Source organism: Lysinibacillus sp. NPDC048646 (assembly GCF_050272295.1).
Lineage (GTDB): Bacteria > Bacillota > Bacilli > Bacillales_A > Planococcaceae > Lysinibacillus.
In genome coordinates, this window is the sequence record NZ_JBNNLZ010000010.1 from 30,157 (window position 1) to 48,429 (window position 18,273).

Annotated in this window: 13 protein-coding genes; all 13 read left to right on the forward strand. The window is 39.5% G+C overall.

Annotated elements, in window-relative coordinates; genetic code table 11:
• The first annotated feature begins 63 nt into the window (after positions 1-63).
• The 13 genes from ACQKII_RS12525 (at position 64) to ACQKII_RS12585 (ending at position 18,238) form a co-directional block, all read left to right on the forward strand.
• Positions 64-978 (forward strand): diacylglycerol kinase, encoded by a 915-nt coding sequence (locus ACQKII_RS12525; RefSeq protein ID WP_427459661.1) that lies wholly within the window; start codon positions 64-66, stop codon positions 976-978.
• 375 nt (positions 979-1,353) lie between these two features.
• Complete coding sequence (locus tag ACQKII_RS12530; RefSeq protein WP_427459663.1) at positions 1,354-2,700, forward strand: cytochrome ubiquinol oxidase subunit I; 1,347 nt, start codon at positions 1,354-1,356, stop codon at positions 2,698-2,700.
• The gene (locus tag ACQKII_RS12535; protein WP_427459665.1) at positions 2,697-3,722 is read left to right on the forward strand and encodes a cytochrome d ubiquinol oxidase subunit II; all 1,026 of its coding nucleotides are present in this window, start codon (positions 2,697-2,699) and stop codon (positions 3,720-3,722) included. Before ACQKII_RS12530 ends, ACQKII_RS12535 begins: the two co-directional genes overlap by 4 nt.
• 16 nt (positions 3,723-3,738) lie before the next feature.
• Positions 3,739-3,861 (forward strand): cytochrome bd oxidase small subunit CydS, encoded by a 123-nt coding sequence (gene cydS / locus ACQKII_RS12540; protein ID WP_427459859.1) that lies wholly within the window; start codon positions 3,739-3,741, stop codon positions 3,859-3,861.
• 552 nt (positions 3,862-4,413) lie between these two features.
• A complete protein-coding gene (rlmD, locus tag ACQKII_RS12545) occupies positions 4,414-5,778 on the forward strand; it encodes a 23S rRNA (uracil(1939)-C(5))-methyltransferase RlmD (protein WP_427459861.1) in 1,365 nt (454 codons plus the stop codon).
• Between the two features lie 250 nt (positions 5,779-6,028).
• Positions 6,029-6,997, forward strand: coding sequence for a tRNA dihydrouridine synthase (locus ACQKII_RS12550; protein WP_427459666.1), 969 nt, complete (start codon positions 6,029-6,031; stop codon positions 6,995-6,997).
• 794 nt (positions 6,998-7,791) lie between these two features.
• On the forward strand, positions 7,792-8,433 hold the full coding sequence (locus ACQKII_RS12555; RefSeq protein WP_427459668.1) for a hypothetical protein: 642 nt from the start codon (positions 7,792-7,794) through the stop codon (positions 8,431-8,433).
• A complete protein-coding gene (locus ACQKII_RS12560) occupies positions 8,433-9,944 on the forward strand; it encodes a phage baseplate assembly protein V (protein ID WP_427459670.1) in 1,512 nt (503 codons plus the stop codon). Before ACQKII_RS12555 ends, ACQKII_RS12560 begins: the two co-directional genes overlap by 1 nt.
• A gap of 15 nt (positions 9,945-9,959) precedes the next feature.
• On the forward strand, positions 9,960-11,057 hold the full coding sequence (locus ACQKII_RS12565; RefSeq protein WP_427459672.1) for a pentapeptide repeat-containing protein: 1,098 nt from the start codon (positions 9,960-9,962) through the stop codon (positions 11,055-11,057).
• Between the two features lie 58 nt (positions 11,058-11,115).
• Positions 11,116-11,613 carry a hypothetical protein gene (locus tag ACQKII_RS12570; RefSeq protein ID WP_427459674.1) on the forward strand — a complete coding sequence of 166 codons (498 nt, stop codon included), beginning with the start codon at positions 11,116-11,118 and terminating at the stop codon, positions 11,611-11,613.
• Between the two features lie 99 nt (positions 11,614-11,712).
• Entirely contained in the window at positions 11,713-12,111 is a 399-nt protein-coding gene (locus tag ACQKII_RS12575) for a DUF4280 domain-containing protein (RefSeq protein WP_010857170.1), read from the forward strand.
• Positions 12,112-12,141: 30 nt separating this feature from the next.
• Positions 12,142-17,634 (forward strand): DUF6531 domain-containing protein, encoded by a 5,493-nt coding sequence (locus ACQKII_RS12580; RefSeq protein WP_427459676.1) that lies wholly within the window; start codon positions 12,142-12,144, stop codon positions 17,632-17,634.
• A gap of 19 nt (positions 17,635-17,653) precedes the next feature.
• Complete coding sequence (locus ACQKII_RS12585) at positions 17,654-18,238, forward strand: hypothetical protein (protein ID WP_427459678.1); 585 nt, start codon at positions 17,654-17,656, stop codon at positions 18,236-18,238.
• Positions 18,239-18,273 lie beyond the last annotated feature (35 nt).

Sequence of the window (18,273 nt, forward strand, 5' to 3'; positions counted from 1 at the left end):
TGCAACATTTCAACAAATAATTCGTTGAAAGAAATAGAATCTAATGAAGCAGGAAGGTATGTTATGAAACGAGCAAGAATCATTTATAATCCCACATCTGGACGTGAAGCGTTTAAAAAGCATCTACCAGAAGTATTAGAAAAACTTGAGGTAGCTGGTTATGAAACATCATGTCACGCAACAACGTGCGAAGGTGATGCAACACATGCAGCAAAAAATGCAGTAGAACGCGGCTTTGATATTATTATAGCAGTTGGTGGAGATGGTACGCTAAATGAAGTTGTTTCGGGTGTGAGTTCATTTGAAAAACGCCCAAAAGTGGGTCTCATTCCAATGGGCACAACCAATGATTTTGCGCGTGCCGTGCATATTCCAAGAAATATAGAAGAAGCCGTTGAAATCATTATTAAAGGCGATACGTTACCGGTTGATGTTGGATTATTAAATGGAGAACGCTATTTCATCAATATTGCTGCTGGTGGCCGTATTACAGAGCTAACCTATGAAGTACCAAGCAAAATGAAAACTATGCTAGGGCAACTAGCTTATTATGTAAAAGCAGTTGAAATGATTCCATCTATTAAAGCATCACATATGCGTATCGAATATGATGGTGAGGTATTTGATGGAGATGCAATGATGTTTTTATGCGGCTTAACAAATTCAGTAGGTGGCTTTGAAAAATTAGCACCTGATGCAAGCATTAATGATGGATATTTTACATTAATTGTATTGAAAAAGGTGAGCTTACCTGAATTTATTCAGCTTGCTGCAATGGCGTTAAGAGGCGAACATTTAAATGATGATCGGGTTATTTATAAAAAAGCAAGTGTCGTGAAGGTGACTACAGAAAATGAAGTCCATTTAAACCTAGATGGGGAATATGGTGGAGATGCGCCTGCGACGTTTGAAAATTTAAAGCGCCATATTGAAATATTTGTGCCGATAGAAGATATTCGCGAGGAAGACCGTATTTAATAAAATCAGTATTCATCTCTCAAGTTCGTGAGCTGAATGCTGATTTTGTTATTTAGGGGTCATTCAACAGGTATAATGACAGCATGGTATCATTAATTTCCTAAAATTGGGTATTGTGAACGAAGTAAGAAAAATGTTTGACGAATGTGCGTATATTACTTGAACAAAATTTGAAACCTTTATAATAGGCTGAAATTTCGGTCCATTATAAAGGTTTTTTTCGTTGCAATAGTGGAAAATGAGGGTATGGGAAAGGAAGTGTTGCCTTTGTATAAGTCACAAGAAAGAAAGCTTATGTTGTTAAGTTTTGGCGTTGCGATTATCATGCTACTTTCCATTCTTGGTAAAGTATTCGGAAGTTAGGAGGGCAAAGAAATGGTAAATGAATCAGCAGTCTTTTGGAGTAGAGCATTAACGGAACTGACCCTATCTTTCCATATTATTTACGCAACGATAGGCGTGGGTGTACCGCTGATGATTATGATTGCACAATGGACTGGATATAAAAAGAATGATGAGCACTACATTTTATTAGCCAGACGTTGGGCACGTGGTTTCGTTATTACGGTTGCGGTAGGCGTCGTAACAGGAACTGCGATTGGCTTGCAATTATCATTACTATGGCCTAATTTTATGCAACTAGCAGGTCAAACAATTGCTTTACCGCTATTTTTGGAAACGTTCGCATTTTTCTTTGAAGCTATTTTCTTAGGCATATACTTATACACTTGGGATCGCTTTGAAAGTCAGAAAAAGCATATGCTCTTACTGATTCCAGTTGCGATTGGTGCTTCCATGTCTGCAGTATTTATTACGATTGTGAATGCGTTTATGAATGCACCCCAAGGCTTTGACATCGTTGACGGGCAGCTTGTTAATATTCAACCCTTTATAGCGATGTTTAACCCAGCAATGCCAACAAAGGTAGCCCATGTATTGGTTACTGCATATATGACAGCAGCATTTGTATTAGCGGCCATTGCAGGTTATCGTATGTTAAAAGGTTCGGATCATGTATATCATAAAAAGGCATTGTTATTACTTATGAAGGTTGGCCTAGTTTTCTCAATTGCAGCAGCAATTATTGGTGACTTCTCAGGAAAGTACTTAGCAGAATATCAACCAGAAAAATTAGCGGCAGCTGAGTGGCATTTTGAAACGGAAGATAAAGCATCACTTATTTTACTCGGAATAATGCAAGATGGAGAAGTGAAATATGCCATTAAAGTACCTTATGCATTAAGTATTTTAGCGCATAATAATCCAATGGCAGAAGTAATCGGTTTAGATCAATTTGCCGAAGAGGATCGCCCTCCACTCTATATTCACTATTTATTTAATATCATGGTCTTTATTGGCATGTTTATGGTGTTAGTATCACTACTTTATGTGTTAGGAAAAGCACGTGGTTGGCAATTCATCCATGCTCGTTGGTATCGATGGATTATTGTTGCAGGCGGTCCGCTGTCAATTATTGCAATTGAAGCAGGGTGGTGGCTTGCTGAGGTCGGTCGTCAGCCGTGGATTTTATATGGATTAATGCGTACACCAGAAGGCGCTACAACAAGCGATCATGTGGATTTAATGATGCTACTATTTTCGGGCGTTTATGCAGTATTAGGAATCGGCAGTATTGTCGTATTAATTCGTATGTTTAAAAAGAACCCTATTGAACGTGAAATTGAAGATCGCCATTCTGAAAAAGGCGGTGATATCCTATGACCTTAGAGATTCTAGGAATTTCGGTATTGTGGATTTTCTTATTTGGCTATGTGATTGTAGCATCAATAGATTTTGGCGCAGGGTTCTTTAATGCCTATAGTTTACTGATCGGGAAGAATCACATTCTGACGAATATTATAAAACGCTATTTATCGCCAGTGTGGGAAGTAACGAACGTCTTTTTAGTATTCTTCTTTGTGGGGATTGTCGGTTTTTTCCCGCAAACAGCCTTCTATTATGGAACGATTTTACTTATACCAGTTAGTATTTCGGTAGTATTGCTGGCGATTCGAGGCTCATACTATGCGTTTGAGGCATATGGTTCACGTGGACATATCGGTTACACGCTAACGTATGGTGTGGCAGGTTTACTCATTCCCGCATCGCTCTCTGTCGTATTTGCGATTGCAGGCGGTGGCTATGTGGATATTGTAAATGGGCAACCAGTGCTGAATTATTTTACATTGTATACAAGTACATTTGCTTGGAGCATCGTTGTTTTGAGCATTGCCGCTGTGTTGTATATATCAGCCGTGTTCTTAACATGGTACGCGCATAAAGCAAATGATAAAGCAGCAACAAGTTTAATGCGCAAATATGCCCTGATTTGGGCACTTCCTTTAATGATTAGTGCGATTGGGATAATGTATGAAATGAAAACAATCAACCCAGAAAGCTATAGTCATATGGTGAACTTATGGTGGATGTTTGCCATTTCAGCCGTACTATTTATCATTACGGTGGTGCTATTATGGCAGCGCAAAAATTATGGGCTTGCTGTAGGGCTTTTAATTGCACAATTTGCAGTGGCCTTCTTTGCGTATGGCATCGCTCAATATCCGTATTTACTGTATCCATACTTAACAATTTACGATGGCTTTACGAGCACACAAATGGCGATCGCCTTAATCATCGCATTTATTTTAGGCTTATGTCTGCTCATTCCATCTTTATATTTATTGTTGAAACTTTTCTTATTCAACAAAAATTATGTAACTGGGAAAGAAGATAATCACGCATAGGAGGTAGGTTGTAGTGATGGATAGTTTTATCATTTTTTATGCACCATTTATAGTCGTCATTATCGGTATTGCTGTTGCTTTCTGGTGGGCACCGAGAGATTATCATGCAACGAAAAACGAAAGAAAGAGTCGCGAATAGCGGCTCTTTTTTAACTCTAGTTATGTAAATGAGCGCTATCCAAAGCTAGGGTGAAGGTTGAGAACGCTCGGGTAAAGGTGAGGACCGCTCGGGTAAGTGGAGTTACCGCTCGGGTAAGAGGAGTTATCGCTCAGGTAGAGGCTGGGACCGCTCGGGTAAGAGGAGTTACCGCTCAGCTAGAGGCTGGGACCGCTCGGGTAAGAGGAGTTACCGCTCAGCTAGAGGTTGGGACCGCTCGGGTAAGAGGAGTTACCGCTCAGGTAAAGGTGAGGACCGCTCGGGTCAGCGAGAAATCGCCCAGGTAAAGCTGGGGACCGCTCGGGTAAGAGGAGTTACCGCTCAGCTAGAGGCTGGGACCGCTCGGGTAAGAGGAGTTACCGCTCAGCTAGAGGTTGGGACCGCTCCGGTCAACCGAGAAACCGCTCAGGTAGAATTCCGTAACGCTCGGGCCGTTACTTTTACTTTCCAGCATACCTGAGAAATTCAACCCATGTTCTTTTTTCATCTGCCTCTGCATGCTACAATAAGGAGATTGAAATGGAGGATGTTCGAATGTCAGCACCCGTAAAAAAGAATGATCGACTCACAGTTTATATAGAAGATTTAACGCATGACGGAAATGGCGTAGCAAAAGTCGATGGCTATCCGTTATTTATCCAAGGCGCACTTCCTAACGAAACGACAGAGGTGCATGTTTTAAAAACATTAAAAAACTATGGCTTTGCCAAAGTCATAGAAATCATAAAGCCCTCACCAGACCGTGTAGATGCACCTTGTGAATATTTCGTCCAATGTGGCGGCTGTCAATTACAGCATTTATCTTATGAGGGGCAGCTTAAGTGGAAAGAAAATATGGTGCGTAATGTGATGCAGCGCATTGGTAAAATTGATGCGCCTGTATTAGCTGTAAAGGGTATGGAAGATCCATGGCATTATCGTAACAAAGCGCAAATTCCTTTGTCGATAAATGAAGCAGGACAAGCAATTGCCGGTTTCTACAAAACGAAAACACATAGCATTGTGGATATGGAGCGTTGCTTGATTCAGACAGGAGAAGCGGATGCTATACTTGCAGGTTTGAAAAAGGAATTAGCTGCAGTCGGTATTCGACCGTATAATGAGCAAACTCATGAAGGCATGCTACGTCATGTAGTCATTCGCAAAGCACGAGCAACCGGTGAAGTTATGGTCGTCTTGGTGACGAAAAAGAAAAAATTCCCTCAAAAAGAAGCAGCTGTGGCGATTATACAAAAACTTGTGCCCAATGTTACATCGATTATGCAGAACATTAACAGTGACAAAACAAATGTTATTTTCGGTGATGAAACTGTAAATCTCTGGGGCAAGGACGTTATTATTGATACAATTGGCGGTGTTCGATTTGAAATTTCAGCTCGTTCATTTTATCAAGTAAACCCTGAGCAAACTGAAGTCCTATACAAACAAGCACTAGACTACGCTGACTTACAGGGTGATGAGCGTGTCATTGATGCATACTGTGGTATTGGCACGATTTCACTGTTCCTTGCACAAAAAGCGAAGGCTGTGATGGGGGTCGAAATAGTTCCACAGGCAATTGAGGATGCAAAGCGTAACGCAGCGCTTAATGGCTTTACAAATACGTATTTCGAAGCAGGTCCAGCAGAGGAAGTCATCCCACGTTGGTATAAGGAAGGCAAGGAAGCAGATGTGCTTGTTGTGGATCCTCCACGTAAAGGCTGTGACGAAGCATTACTGACAACAATACTAGAACAACGCCCAAAACGTGTTGTTTATGTATCATGTAATCCAGGTACCTTAGCACGCGACCTACGCATTTTAGAAGACGGGGGCTATAAAACACAGGAAATTCAGCCAGTTGATATGTTCCCGCACTCGACGCATTGTGAAGCTGTCGCGTGGTTGGAGTTGGATTAATAGAAAAGCAGTTGATATAGAAAAAAATCTATACCATCTGCTTTTTTTGTTTATAAAAATACCATTCAGGACCGATTTTCGTTAAAATAAACATTGCCGATTTTCACAAATTATAAATGGCCAAATGTATTTGTGTTTGATAATAAGTTATTAAGCATGATATAAGTGTAAAAGAAGTAGAACATTTGGCTTTATATTTTTTGACCGAGAGTTTGAAGTTGTATCCATAGTGAGAGGATTTGAGTTTGACATGATAGATAATTTTTGGCGTGATTTACCACGACCTTTTTTTGTACTTGCACCAATGGAAGATGTGACAGATGTTGTTTTTCGTCAAGTAGTAAGTGAAGCCGGTCGACCGGATGTATTTTTTACAGAGTTTACAAATTCGGATAGCTATTGTCATCCAGAGGGCATGAAAAGTGTGCGTGGCCGTTTGATTTTTACAGAAGATGAACAGCCAATGGTGGCACATATTTGGGGGGATAATCCCGAATATTTCCGTCAAATGAGTATTGGCATGGCAGAGCTAGGATTTAAAGGCATCGATATTAATATGGGCTGCCCTGTACCGAATGTGGCATCGAGAGGGAAAGGTAGTGGCCTTATTCTGCGTTCAGACGTTGCGGCAGAACTTATTCAAGCAGCAAAAGCGGGCGGACTGCCTGTCAGCGTGAAAACACGACTTGGCTATAACGATGTAAATGAGTGGAAGGAGTGGCTAACGCATATTTTAAAACAGGATATTGCGAACCTTTCTATTCATTTACGTACAAGAAAGGAAATGAGCCAAGTAGATGCGCATTGGGAGCTAATTCCGGAAATCAAAAAATTACGTGACCGTATCGCACCAAATACGCTACTAACCATCAATGGCGACATTCCTGACCGTCAAACTGGGCTGCAGCTTGCTGAACAATATGGTATAGATGGCGTTATGATCGGGCGAGGTATTTTTAAAAATCCGTTTGCTTTTGAAAAAGAGCCAAAAGAGCATAGCAGCAAAGAGTACCTTGATCTTTTAAGACTGCAGCTGGATCTTCAAGATCAATATGCGGAAGCACTACCACGTTCAATCACAGGACTTCATCGCTTTTTCAAAATTTATGTCAAAGGATTCCGTGGAGCGGGTGAATTAAGAAATCAATTGATGAACACGAAATCAACAGATGAAGTGCGTGCATTGCTCAGTAACTTTGAATCAAACAATGTTGATTGATGATGGAAATGTGTTGCCACATACACTCCACACATGTCGAGTGTGTAGTAAAGCTAAGTTTAAAAGGCTGAAAGTAACGAAAGCCTTATAAATAGAGTAGCAGAAGTTTAAAACAGGATTAGCTGTAATGGTTATTGATTTTAATATTAAGTTAAAGAAGCGGTTGCTTTAATTTTTTGATGGTACGGAAATATCTTCCGTGCCATTTTCTTTTGTAATTGGCTTAGTTATTTACCGTCCTCTGATTTTATCCCGCACTAATTGCCCGTAGCGATTGGTGAAGACTAATAATCAGTGAGGGATAAAGAAAATCCACACTGACTAAAGTCTCACATTATAACAGGCAGTAAGACTCCCGCCCAAAATTCAACGAAAGCAAAGAACTGATTAAAGTTTCACATTATCCCGCATTAACTGCCCGTAAAAGTAAGATCCCACCCACTAAAAAAGTTTCACATTATCCTTCTTTCACACAGTATATTTAACTACTAAAAATCTCATTTTTCCGACCTTTAGGAATACTTTTTATCTATTCTGAGTAATATTGAAGATTAATATTGACTTTTTATCTATGGTTTATTAGCATGTTTACAGATAAAAATAACCAATTAATTATTTAATTACCATATATGTAATTAATTCTAGCGTAGGGGTAAAAAAAGGTAAATTAATAACAAAAAGCATCAATTAATTGCTAATGAGTGAGCGATGACAAAACTAGGGAAGTAAGAAAATACTAGGTTATGAGATAGAACGAATAATAGAAATGAATCGAAATAAAGGAGCGTGAACAAATGGATTTCATGGATGAAGAAGTTATCGAAATGACGAAACATGCAAGGCAGAAGAAACGAATGGAGAACATCGAAAACCAATTATTACATACTGATATTGTTAAAGCGATTAAAGAAGGTCAGCTAATGATCGAAGATGAAACGATTGAGTTTACAGAAATTAGTTTTTATGAGGATCAAATCCGGATGTGCCTTCCTGCAACATTTGACGTGATGGAACCTGAATTAATGGATATTAAATATCCATCAAGTCGTAGACCGGATTATATCTATACAAGCGAAAGTACGTCAATCAACGTCACGATGAAAATCATGGAACAACAGATAAAAGCAGAGGAATTGGAAGATTTCACACAGACCATGATGAATATACTTCAAAAAACGCAGCCAACTGCAAAAATGTTGGATATCGACATGAATGAAGTTAACGGTGTACAAATTGGTTACTTTGATTTCATCATGCCAGCACTAGATAACAAAATTTATAATTTAATGTTTTTGTTTAGGGTAGGCGAGAATGTGACGATGGGCTCGATTAATTGTTTGAAGAAAGAGATGAATATTTGGAAACCCATTGCTTACGGCATGATGGAATCTATCTCGGTTGAAAACAAATTATTAGATAAAGAGGGTGTTGTTTGATGGATCGGATGAAAAAGGAAACAGCCTTAACGTATAAAGATATGATTGTGATGCCCTATAATATTCGCGTCAATCAAATCGAAATTACTCAACAAATGAATGAGCATGCTACATTGCATTTAACGGGCGTGATTCCAGATGAGCTCGAAGATTCTTATGTATATATGACAGATGCAGAAACGGCTATTGAAGTATTGCAAATCGGCAGTAATGGACAAACTATTCCTATTTTTAATGGGCTAGCGTTAGATGTACAAGTGAAATCAGTCATGGGCACATATTATTTGGAGGTTAAAGCCGTTTCGCATACGTATGTGTTAGATGTTAAGAAGAAAAACCAAACCTATCAAAATGCGAGTATGCCCTATAGTGAATTAATAGATGTATGTATTGCCGATCAAAAAGGTGCAGATTTCATGGATTATGTCACAAATGGCGCTAGTCTTGGTAGCTTCACGATGCAATATTTAGAGACAGATTGGGAGTTTCTTAAACGAATGGCATCACGATTTCATACAGGATTGGTGCCAGACACTGTTCACTCAGCTGCAAAGTTTTACTTCGGTGTACCATTTCAAGCTGGGAACAAGCAGAAAATAGATGCAATCAATTATCGAGTCAAAAAGGCGATTGGCAACTTCCTTGTCTCCAGTAAAAATCATCTCGACAGTATTACCGACAGTGACTATATGTACTATGAAGTAGAATCGATTCAACTATTCAAAATAGGCAATGAAGTTACTTTTCAATCAAAAAAATTGTATGTCTATAAAATCTTCTCGACGCTAAAAGATGGTTTATTCAAGCATATCTATACGTTAACACCTCAGAACGGTTTCAGTGTCCACACTACTTATAATCAAGCCATTATTGGTGCTTCCATTCAAGGAAAAGTAATTGATGTTGCAGGTGACAAAATTCGCATTCATGTCGATTTCGATGAGGGTCAAGAAAAAGATACGGCCTATTGGTTTCCATATTCAACGATCTATGCATCAGAAGATAATACAGGATGGTATTTTATGCCAGAGTTATCTGATAATGTTAGAATCTACTTCCCAAGCAATCGTGAGGATGCAGGGATTGCGATTAGTTCCGTATCAAAAGCACCTCCACAATCTGGTGCGATGTTAGCAAAAAGTAATCCAGCCAGTCAAGGTGGTGGCGGTCAATCAAGTGCTGCACCATCAGAGGATGGTCGCCAAGATCCAGCGCGGATGGCCGATCCAGATGTAAAAACACTCAGAACCAAGCATGGTAAACAAATCCTACTTGCACCTGATCGGATTGTCATATCTGGTGGAGGGTTATTAATTTCGCTGATGGATGATAATGGAATTTCGATAATAAGTGATAAAAATATTAACTTACAAGCAGCAGAGAAAGTCGTCATCAATGCAAAACAAATTATGATTAATGCGACTGAGAAAATTGAGATGACTTGTAAAGACAATTCAATCAAGATGGAAGACAAAATGGAGATTAAAGGAACAGAAGTACGAGCAAATTAGTGAGGATGTGGATGCATGAAACGAGAAGAAGCATTACAGCATTTTATGGATGAATGCGTGTCAGTTCATGTCAGCCGGTTGCAGGAGAAGGTTGATCGACAGTTTCGCCAAGAGAAGGAAAAATTGCTACAACCAATCATTGACGCACTTGAACAGCTGTTTGCGAATATTAGAGATCAGCAAGAACAGGAAAAGCTAGCGCCAGTTGGCTTTATTCATTTCTCATTATTGCGAACATCATTACTAGAAAACAAGTGTACATATTTGCTAGAAGCATATGGAGAAACATGGTACTACGATTGGGTAGAATGCACGGCACAGTATGAAGCAGAATGGCTTAGTGAGGCGATTATAGATTTACAAAAAACGCTTGAAAAAGAAAGAAAGCCATATCTCTCCATCCAAGCAGCTGATATTCGAGGGATCATACAACAGACAGTGACCCTGTTTCATCAATATATCATTCAATTGGTACGCTACCTCTTTCGCTATCAACAAGAATGCGTACCTGAAATAGATTTTCAACGAGCAGCGTGCTTACGATTTCGTGTCGGTGAATATAAAGGGTTTAGTGAAGATGTTGCGGTCATAGATGAACGGGAACGGGTGGAAAAAAATTTGCTCGCATGGTTAGAGAAAGAAGAGATGGACAAATCGTATACGTTTGAAACCTTCTCAAACCTTCAATTACAGCAGAAACATTTCAACCAAATAGACTTTTCCTATGCCAATTTCAATGGCAGTGACTTAGAAGGTGCTTCATTGAAACAAAGTGTTTGCATGGGTACTAGCTTTGTAGATTGTAGGTTAGTGCATGTTGATTTTTCTTATGCAGTCATTCAAGATGCTGATTTTCGAAATGCCAATTTAGCAGGCGCTGATTTTACGCATGCACAGGGAAAAACGCTGATGCTTTCCGATGTTGAAGTTGCGTGTTACCTAGGTACTGATTTCAGTAATGCAAATTTGGAAAATGCAAGGTTTGAGTTTGCGCAGATTGCAGGCGCCAACTTTACAGGTGCCATTTTAAAAGGGGCCACGTTCTTTAAACGTGATCAAGAGAAATGTCTATTTAGCCCAGACCAGATAAAAGACATTCATTGGATTCATTAACTTTGATGTTATGTGCAAAAGTTATGAGATACAGCAATGATGGTTACAGGAGGAAAAGATGGAGTATTTTATTGTTCGGCAAGATCAAAGTATTACAAATCCAATCATTCCTTTGAAGACAGACCTCGAAGATGATTTTGTCTGTTCGTCTGTATTCGGGGAAGTGATAGAGAAAGAGAATGCGCTATACCTGGATTATTTGGACAAGCCGCGAAGAATTGTGTCTGATGATTTGAAAGAGTTGTTAGCGAAATACGAGGATAACTTAGATTTTACAGCCATTGTCTTTACGGATGTGAAGAAAGGGACACAGCGCGTATATTGGCTTATGGACATTGTGAAGAAGAACTGTATTTCCCATGAGACGACTTATTATCCAGACGGACAAATGAAGGAGCTCGTGATCGACCCTAAGAAAGTGGAACTGGATTGTATTTTTCAAGTCGATAGCAAAAAGGAATCTTTCACCATAGTCAATTTAGATGTGGCAGAAAGTATGTTGCGAAGACCCTTTCTTGGGATCCAGTTGCAGCGAGTAAGACTAGAAAGACGATAAATAATTCTAATAAATCATTCCAAAATACTGTTGCAGGTAGTGTTGGACAGTGTTGAAGCGATATTTAACCACAAACGAATACGAAAGGAAGGATGTCTAATGGCTCAAGTTGTGGAAAATTTGGAGACAGAAAGCACGGAACAGGAGCAATTTAGTTATGTGGTACATGGGGCAATTATTTCCTGTGAGCATGGTAGCCATCTTAATTATTTAAACTTGCCGCAAGATCATGGCGTATATATCAAAGGGAAGGCCGTGATGAATGTGGGGGATCGAAACCCTGAAAATATCCCAACCTTTGGTGTGTGCTTACAGTTGAAAAAACCGTGTACGCCAGTATGTTCCATTGATTGGTTGGAGGGGATGGAAAATGTCAATGTCGAAGGGAAGCAAGCGTTATTAAACCGCTGTCATACTCAATGCTCAGCGGGTGGAGGCAAAATCGATATTGTTCATGACGGGCAAGAGGAATTAGAAATACCGATACAAGGTTTTTAAAAGAAGTGGTCCATTGAAAGGAGGCAAGTAATGAAATCGCTAGAAGAAAATAAAGTACATAGGATTAGTACGTATGAAGATCTTGTGCTCGAATGGCCTTATCCACTTATACATTTAGATAAACTAACAATCAAACATAAGGGCAATGACCATGCGAAATTGTACTTTACAGGAATGATTGCTGAAGAGCAAGCGCAAAAATATATTCAGCGGGTCAGTCATACAGATGAAGTTGTAGTGAGATTTGGGCGAGAGAAAGACATATTATTCTCAGGAAGAATTGAAAATGCGGAGTTGAAGGCATCACAAGGCGTGCATTATGTCTCAGTTGAGGCTGTATCGTTTACGGCAAATATGGATATTGAGAAGCGCTCACGTTCATTTCAAGATGCGAATATGACGTATGTGCAGTTAATCAATAACATCGTGAGCGCCTATCCTAAAGGGGATTACATCGACCAGGCTTCTAACGGTCAAGCCATTGATAGTATTTCGATTCAATATTTAGAAACAGATTGGGCATTTATTAAAAGAATGGCCTCCCGTTTGCACGCGGTTGTTTTTCCTGATTTAAAAGGAAAGGGTGCTCGATTCTGGCTTGGTACACCTCAAAGTAGGAAAAGCATAACCATCGACCATCTGCCTTCTGTATTACGTATGGATGTCGATGCGTACCGGTTGATTACTGAAAACGATGGTACTGATGTCAGCGAAGCCGATTATACCTTTTGTGAGTTTGAAAGCACGGAGCCCCATGAGTTGGGCACGTTGGTGCAATTCAAGGGAAGATCCTATGTTGTAACGGCTAGGGAAACCCATCTTGATGGGGGTGTGTTGAAGTTTCAATATACTGCCCAACCAGAGAAAAGTATTCGTCAGCGATTGGTACGCAATTTGGACCTCATTGGTGCAGCTTTTACAGGAAAGATCATTGATGTCACGCAAAACACAGTCAAAATTCATTTAGATATAGATAAAAACCAGGATAAAGAAAAAGCACATTGGTTTGCTTATTCAGCAGATGCCAATGGCGTTATGTATTTAATGCCCCAAATAGGTGCACGGGCTCAATTGCATTTTCCTAGTGCAGTTGAAGAAGAGGCCATCGTCATCAGCTCGGTGCGTGTTGATCCAGTCACACCAGAGGGGGGGCAAAAGGCAACGAAGAAAATGGCGGATTCTACCGTTAAGTCATTGGCGACCAATGCTGGGAAAGACATGACATTAGGTGTTGGAGATATTACCTTTAGTGCAGTAGATGGGGTATTGGATTTAAAAATGGATGATGGAGAAGGCATAACATTTCTTAGCAACAGTACCATCATGCTAGCGGCAGATGAAACACTCGAAATTAGTGGAATGAAAGAGCTATCTGTGGAGGCGGAAGAATGGATTGCTGTATCAGCACAGGAGCAAAGTCATGTGATCCTTGCAGGTGACACACAGTTAATTAGTACGCTCATTGATCAAGAAGGTACGGAGAAGCAAAGTCAACCACCGAAGTTAAATGAAGAAGCAATCGAAGCTACGTCGAAAGTCGACTTAATTTTCCCGCAAAAGGCAGAAGAGAAGAAAGAGAAGAAAGGCTGGTTTAGTAGTTTAGTAGATGGCGTAAGTTTAGCACTGGATGTCGCTGGGTTTATTCCTGTCATCGGTACATTTGCAGATATTGCGAATGCAGGAATTAGCTTGGCAAGAGGAGATTACATGGGGGCAGCTATGAACATAGTAGGTGCAGTCCCAGTAGTTGGAGATGCAGCAAAAACAGCCTATAAGGCCGGTAAAGCGGCAAAAGTTGGAGATGCAGCCATTACAACCGCAAAAGCTGCGGATAAGGTAGTGGATGCATCAAAAGCAGTAAAAGGGATGAAAGCAGCTTATACGAAAGTTTCTAAAACGCTAGATACAGTAACGGGGCTAGCTAACAAAGGATCTAAGAGCGTGAAGACGGCGGCAGATAAAGTCATCTCCTCGATGGATGAAGTGCTAGCTGTTTCGAAGGCAGTAGACGGTATGAAGGCTATGGCGAAAACGGAGCTAACGAAATTTAATCATGGGGTATTAAAGAAATTTAATTGTACAAAAGGGTTAAGTGATAAATTCTGTAAAAAAGGTTTTGAACCTGTTGATTTAATCACAGGGCGTATGATATATGAAGGTGTCGACTTCGAACTACCTGGACCGATCCCCCTATCATGGGAACGTGCTTGGTACAGTGATAGTAGTCGGGTTGGCTTGTCCGGTCATGGTATGCACTTTACATACGATCTAGCCTTAGAGATATTTGAAGAAGAAGACCTGATTGGGATTGTGGTGACAGATGGTCGCGTAGTTGGCTTTCCAATTTTACCAATAAATTTGTCATATTTTAATAAAAAAGATAGAATGACCCTGACAAATACAGGTGAGGAGTATCATTTGTTTGAGCATGATACACGATTGATTTATGTATTTGAACAAACAATAGAGACGAAATACCGATTAAAAGAAGTAAGAAATGAGCAAGACCATCATATTCAATTTGCGTATAACCTTAAAGGCTTCTTATCCCAAGTAACCGACAGTGTTGGTAGAGTGCTCGAGGTTACGACTAATGAGGCAGGCAGAATGACAGAAGTCGCCTTACGTAATCAGATGAGTCGTGAAGTTTTGGTTCGTTATATTTACAATGATGGACAAGATTTAGTTGAAATCCAAGATGCATTAGGGCAAAGTACGCATATAAAATATAACAATCACTTAATGATGCAAAAAATGGATCGAAATAAAAATAGCTTCTTCTGGCGCTATGATGGGCCAACTACAGGTGCACGAGTAATCAAAACATGGGGAGACGGCAATGTACTTGCAGGTGAGCTTTCGTATCACGGGGGCTATAATGAGATTACCAATAGCTTAGGCCATAAGAGTACTTACTATTTTAACGAAGATAACCTCTGTACGAAAATTGTTCATTCAGATGGTAGTGAAGTCAGTTATGAATATAATGAGGACTTTGAATTACTCCAAGCAGTAGATGAAGATGGTCGTGTGACGACATTTAGCTATGATGAGTGGGCAAATCCAGTGACGATTACTGGCGCAGATGGCAGTACCTTATCCTCCCAGTATGATGACAAGGATAGGATGATTCAGGCTGTTAACGCAGAAGGTGGAAGTAATCAATGGATGTATAATGAAGATGGGACGTTACAGGCAAATATTTTAGAAGATGGCACGAAAACGGAATTCTCGTATAATGAGCATCATTTAATTGAAACGGTAACGAATGCGCAAGGCCATATGGTAAGCTTAGCTTATGATGCTGATCTGAACCTGAGTCAAGTGACGTTGCCAGACGGGACAAGTTCGACATGGGTGTATGACCGTCGTGGTAACTGCACAACAACGACCAATCCGCTAGGGGCCACAGAGAAATTCCGTTATGATAACTTGAATCGCCTTGTACGGGCTAACCTTTCAGATGGTAACGATGTGCAATTAAAGTACAATGCCTATGACGATATTGTTTTTGCGAAAGATAACCATACGCAAGTAGCCTTTGATTACACCATTCTTGGCAGCTTGAAGGCTCGAGAACAAGGTGGCAAGAACGTCAAATTCACCTATGATACAGAAGAGCAGTTAACTGCTGTTATCAATGAAAAAGGCGAAACGTATCAGTTTGAACGTGATACGAAAGGCAATATCATCAAGGAAATCGGCTTTGATGAGATGGAAAGAACATATGAGCGAAGTCAGGCAGGATTAGTGCAGAGGATTCAACGTCCGGGTGATCGTTGGACAGCGTATCAGCATGACGGTTTAGGAAATGTCATTCGCTCAGATTATTATGACGATACCTGGGAAACGTTTGGCTATGACAAAAATGGTTCGTTAATAGAGACTGCCAATGAACATGTAACCGTAAAGTTAGAGCGAGACCCATCTGGTCAAGTCATCAAGGAGTGGCAAAATGACCATTGGATTGCAAGTAGCTATGATGCATTAGGCAACCGTTCCCAAATTACAAGTAGCTTAGGTGCAAAAATCGATGTCGCTCGTAATGTGATGGGGAATGTCTTGCAAATGACAGCTTCTCGTTCAGAGCAAGAACAGTGGACAGCAGCGATGCAATACAATGAACTTGGTCAAGAAATAGAGAGAATCTTACCAGGAGATGTCATCAGCAAATGGCAATATGATGTAACCGGTAGACCGACACACCATCGAGTAAGTAGTCAAAACCGCGATACACGAAGACGCGTCTATAATTGGGACGTCAATCATCGCTTACGAAGCATGGTCAACGAGTTAACAGGTGTAAAAGTTACCTATGGTTACGATGAATTCAGTAACCTCGTGTGGTCCAATCAAGGCGGTCAATTTGACTTCTTATATCGTAGTGTTGATGATGTCGGGAATTTGTATGAAACGAAAGAAAAAACAGATCGTGTCTATGGCGCCGGCAGCAGATTACTAGAAACGAGAGATGCCAAATTCTCTTATGATGAGGAAGGAAATCTCGTTCAGAAAGTCGAAAAGACTGGTGATACGTGGAAGTACGAGTACTATGGTAATGGCATGATGTCGAAGGTCATCAAACCAGATAATGCAGAAGTTACTTTCAAGTATGACTCGCTAGGTAGACGAATAGAGAAGTGTTCTGACGAGAAAACAATGAGATTCGTGTGGGATGGGAATACGATCCTACATGAGTATTTTTCACAGAATGATTCAGTTGAACTAGAAAATCTAGTTGAGTCACAGAACAAGTCTGAAATACCAGATAATCTAGTCACATGGGTATTTAATGAAGGGTTTGTACCTTCAGCTAAAATTACGAGTGAAGGTAACTACAGTATTATTAGTGATTATCTTGGAACACCTGTTGAAGCCTTTGATGAACAAGGTAAAAAGGTTTGGTCAGCTGAACTTGATGTTTATGGACGAGTGATGGAGTTCACTGGTGAGCAGGATTTCATTCCGTTTAGGTATCAGGGTCAGTATGAAGACATGGAAATCGGATTATATTATAACAGATTCCGTTACTATTCTCCTGTGGAGGGAATGTATACTCAACAGGATCCGATTGGTCTTGAAGGCAAGAATCCATCTTTATATGGGTATGTTCGGGATACGAATAAGAATATAGATAAATTTGGATTATACTCAGATTTATTAGATACTGGTATGGGCCATCATTTGATGCCGAGATCAATAGCTAAGGCTTTAGACATTCTAGAATTAAGTCAAAATAATTCGATTTCATGGTATCCAAATAAGGGGGCTGGAACAGCAGAACTTCACAAAAAATTGCATAAAAAACTTATAGAAGCTGGAATACCTTATCACGGTTCAAAGTTTACTGGTACAGTAGATGAATTTTTTGAAAAAGGTGCTAAAGCATATGAAAAAATTGACGTTAAAGGTTATTTAAAAATCCCTTACACTGACGAAAGATTATTCAAAAATTTAACCCCTGCAGAAGCTTTAGAGAAATTAAAAGAATTACATTCGGATGGAAAAATCCCTTGTAAATAGAAGAAAAGGAGATGTTATGATGGAAAGAATTTTAGATGTCTCAAGTTACGGAATTTGTTTATTTTCATTAGACGTATTAGAAGATTTTTTAAAAAATGAAAAAGTTAGGTCAAAAAAACTTTTAAAAAATTTTCAGGATAATCATAATCGATATTTAACTTCACTTGCTGAGGGTATTTGGATTCCTTTTTTACCAATAGACTCTATAGAATATGTAATCAAACTTGATAATTGTAATCAGTCTTTTGACGATGAATGGGAAGAGAAAATAGTATATCATGACTTCAATATTTATGTTAAAGATACATTATGGATTGCTAGTATTGGTTCATTTTATGAATTCGATAGAAATAAATTTATAGGAAATGATGAAGTATCATATCAAACATTAGATGGAGAGACACTATATTCCGGATTTGGATATAATGTTTCTTCTGGTAAATATTTGGTATCTATAAAGGGCTATGCACGTAAGAAGAAATTAGATTATCCTAATGCAAATTTTGGATTTTTGTTTTCTCTTGTTAAAGTAAATGAATTTAAAGGTTTTAATGATCCACGCGAAGATGAAAAATATAACTTTAATGTGGCAGATGTGAATTAAATCTTATAGACTAAGAAACTGAAAATGCATATACG

Coding starts and splice junctions, on each gene's coding strand:
- ACQKII_RS12525 (WP_427459661.1), top strand. CDS start 64: ATGAAACGAGCAAGAATCATTTATAATCCCACATCTGGACGTGAAGCG.
- ACQKII_RS12530 (WP_427459663.1), top strand. CDS start 1,354: ATGGTAAATGAATCAGCAGTCTTTTGGAGTAGAGCATTAACGGAACTG.
- ACQKII_RS12535 (WP_427459665.1), top strand. CDS start 2,697: ATGACCTTAGAGATTCTAGGAATTTCGGTATTGTGGATTTTCTTATTT.
- cydS (WP_427459859.1), top strand. CDS start 3,739: ATGGATAGTTTTATCATTTTTTATGCACCATTTATAGTCGTCATTATC.
- rlmD (WP_427459861.1), top strand. CDS start 4,414: ATGTCAGCACCCGTAAAAAAGAATGATCGACTCACAGTTTATATAGAA.
- ACQKII_RS12550 (WP_427459666.1), top strand. CDS start 6,029: ATGATAGATAATTTTTGGCGTGATTTACCACGACCTTTTTTTGTACTT.
- ACQKII_RS12555 (WP_427459668.1), top strand. CDS start 7,792: ATGGATTTCATGGATGAAGAAGTTATCGAAATGACGAAACATGCAAGG.
- ACQKII_RS12560 (WP_427459670.1), top strand. CDS start 8,433: ATGGATCGGATGAAAAAGGAAACAGCCTTAACGTATAAAGATATGATT.
- ACQKII_RS12565 (WP_427459672.1), top strand. CDS start 9,960: ATGAAACGAGAAGAAGCATTACAGCATTTTATGGATGAATGCGTGTCA.
- ACQKII_RS12570 (WP_427459674.1), top strand. CDS start 11,116: ATGGAGTATTTTATTGTTCGGCAAGATCAAAGTATTACAAATCCAATC.
- ACQKII_RS12575 (WP_010857170.1), top strand. CDS start 11,713: ATGGCTCAAGTTGTGGAAAATTTGGAGACAGAAAGCACGGAACAGGAG.
- ACQKII_RS12580 (WP_427459676.1), top strand. CDS start 12,142: ATGAAATCGCTAGAAGAAAATAAAGTACATAGGATTAGTACGTATGAA.
- ACQKII_RS12585 (WP_427459678.1), top strand. CDS start 17,654: ATGGAAAGAATTTTAGATGTCTCAAGTTACGGAATTTGTTTATTTTCA.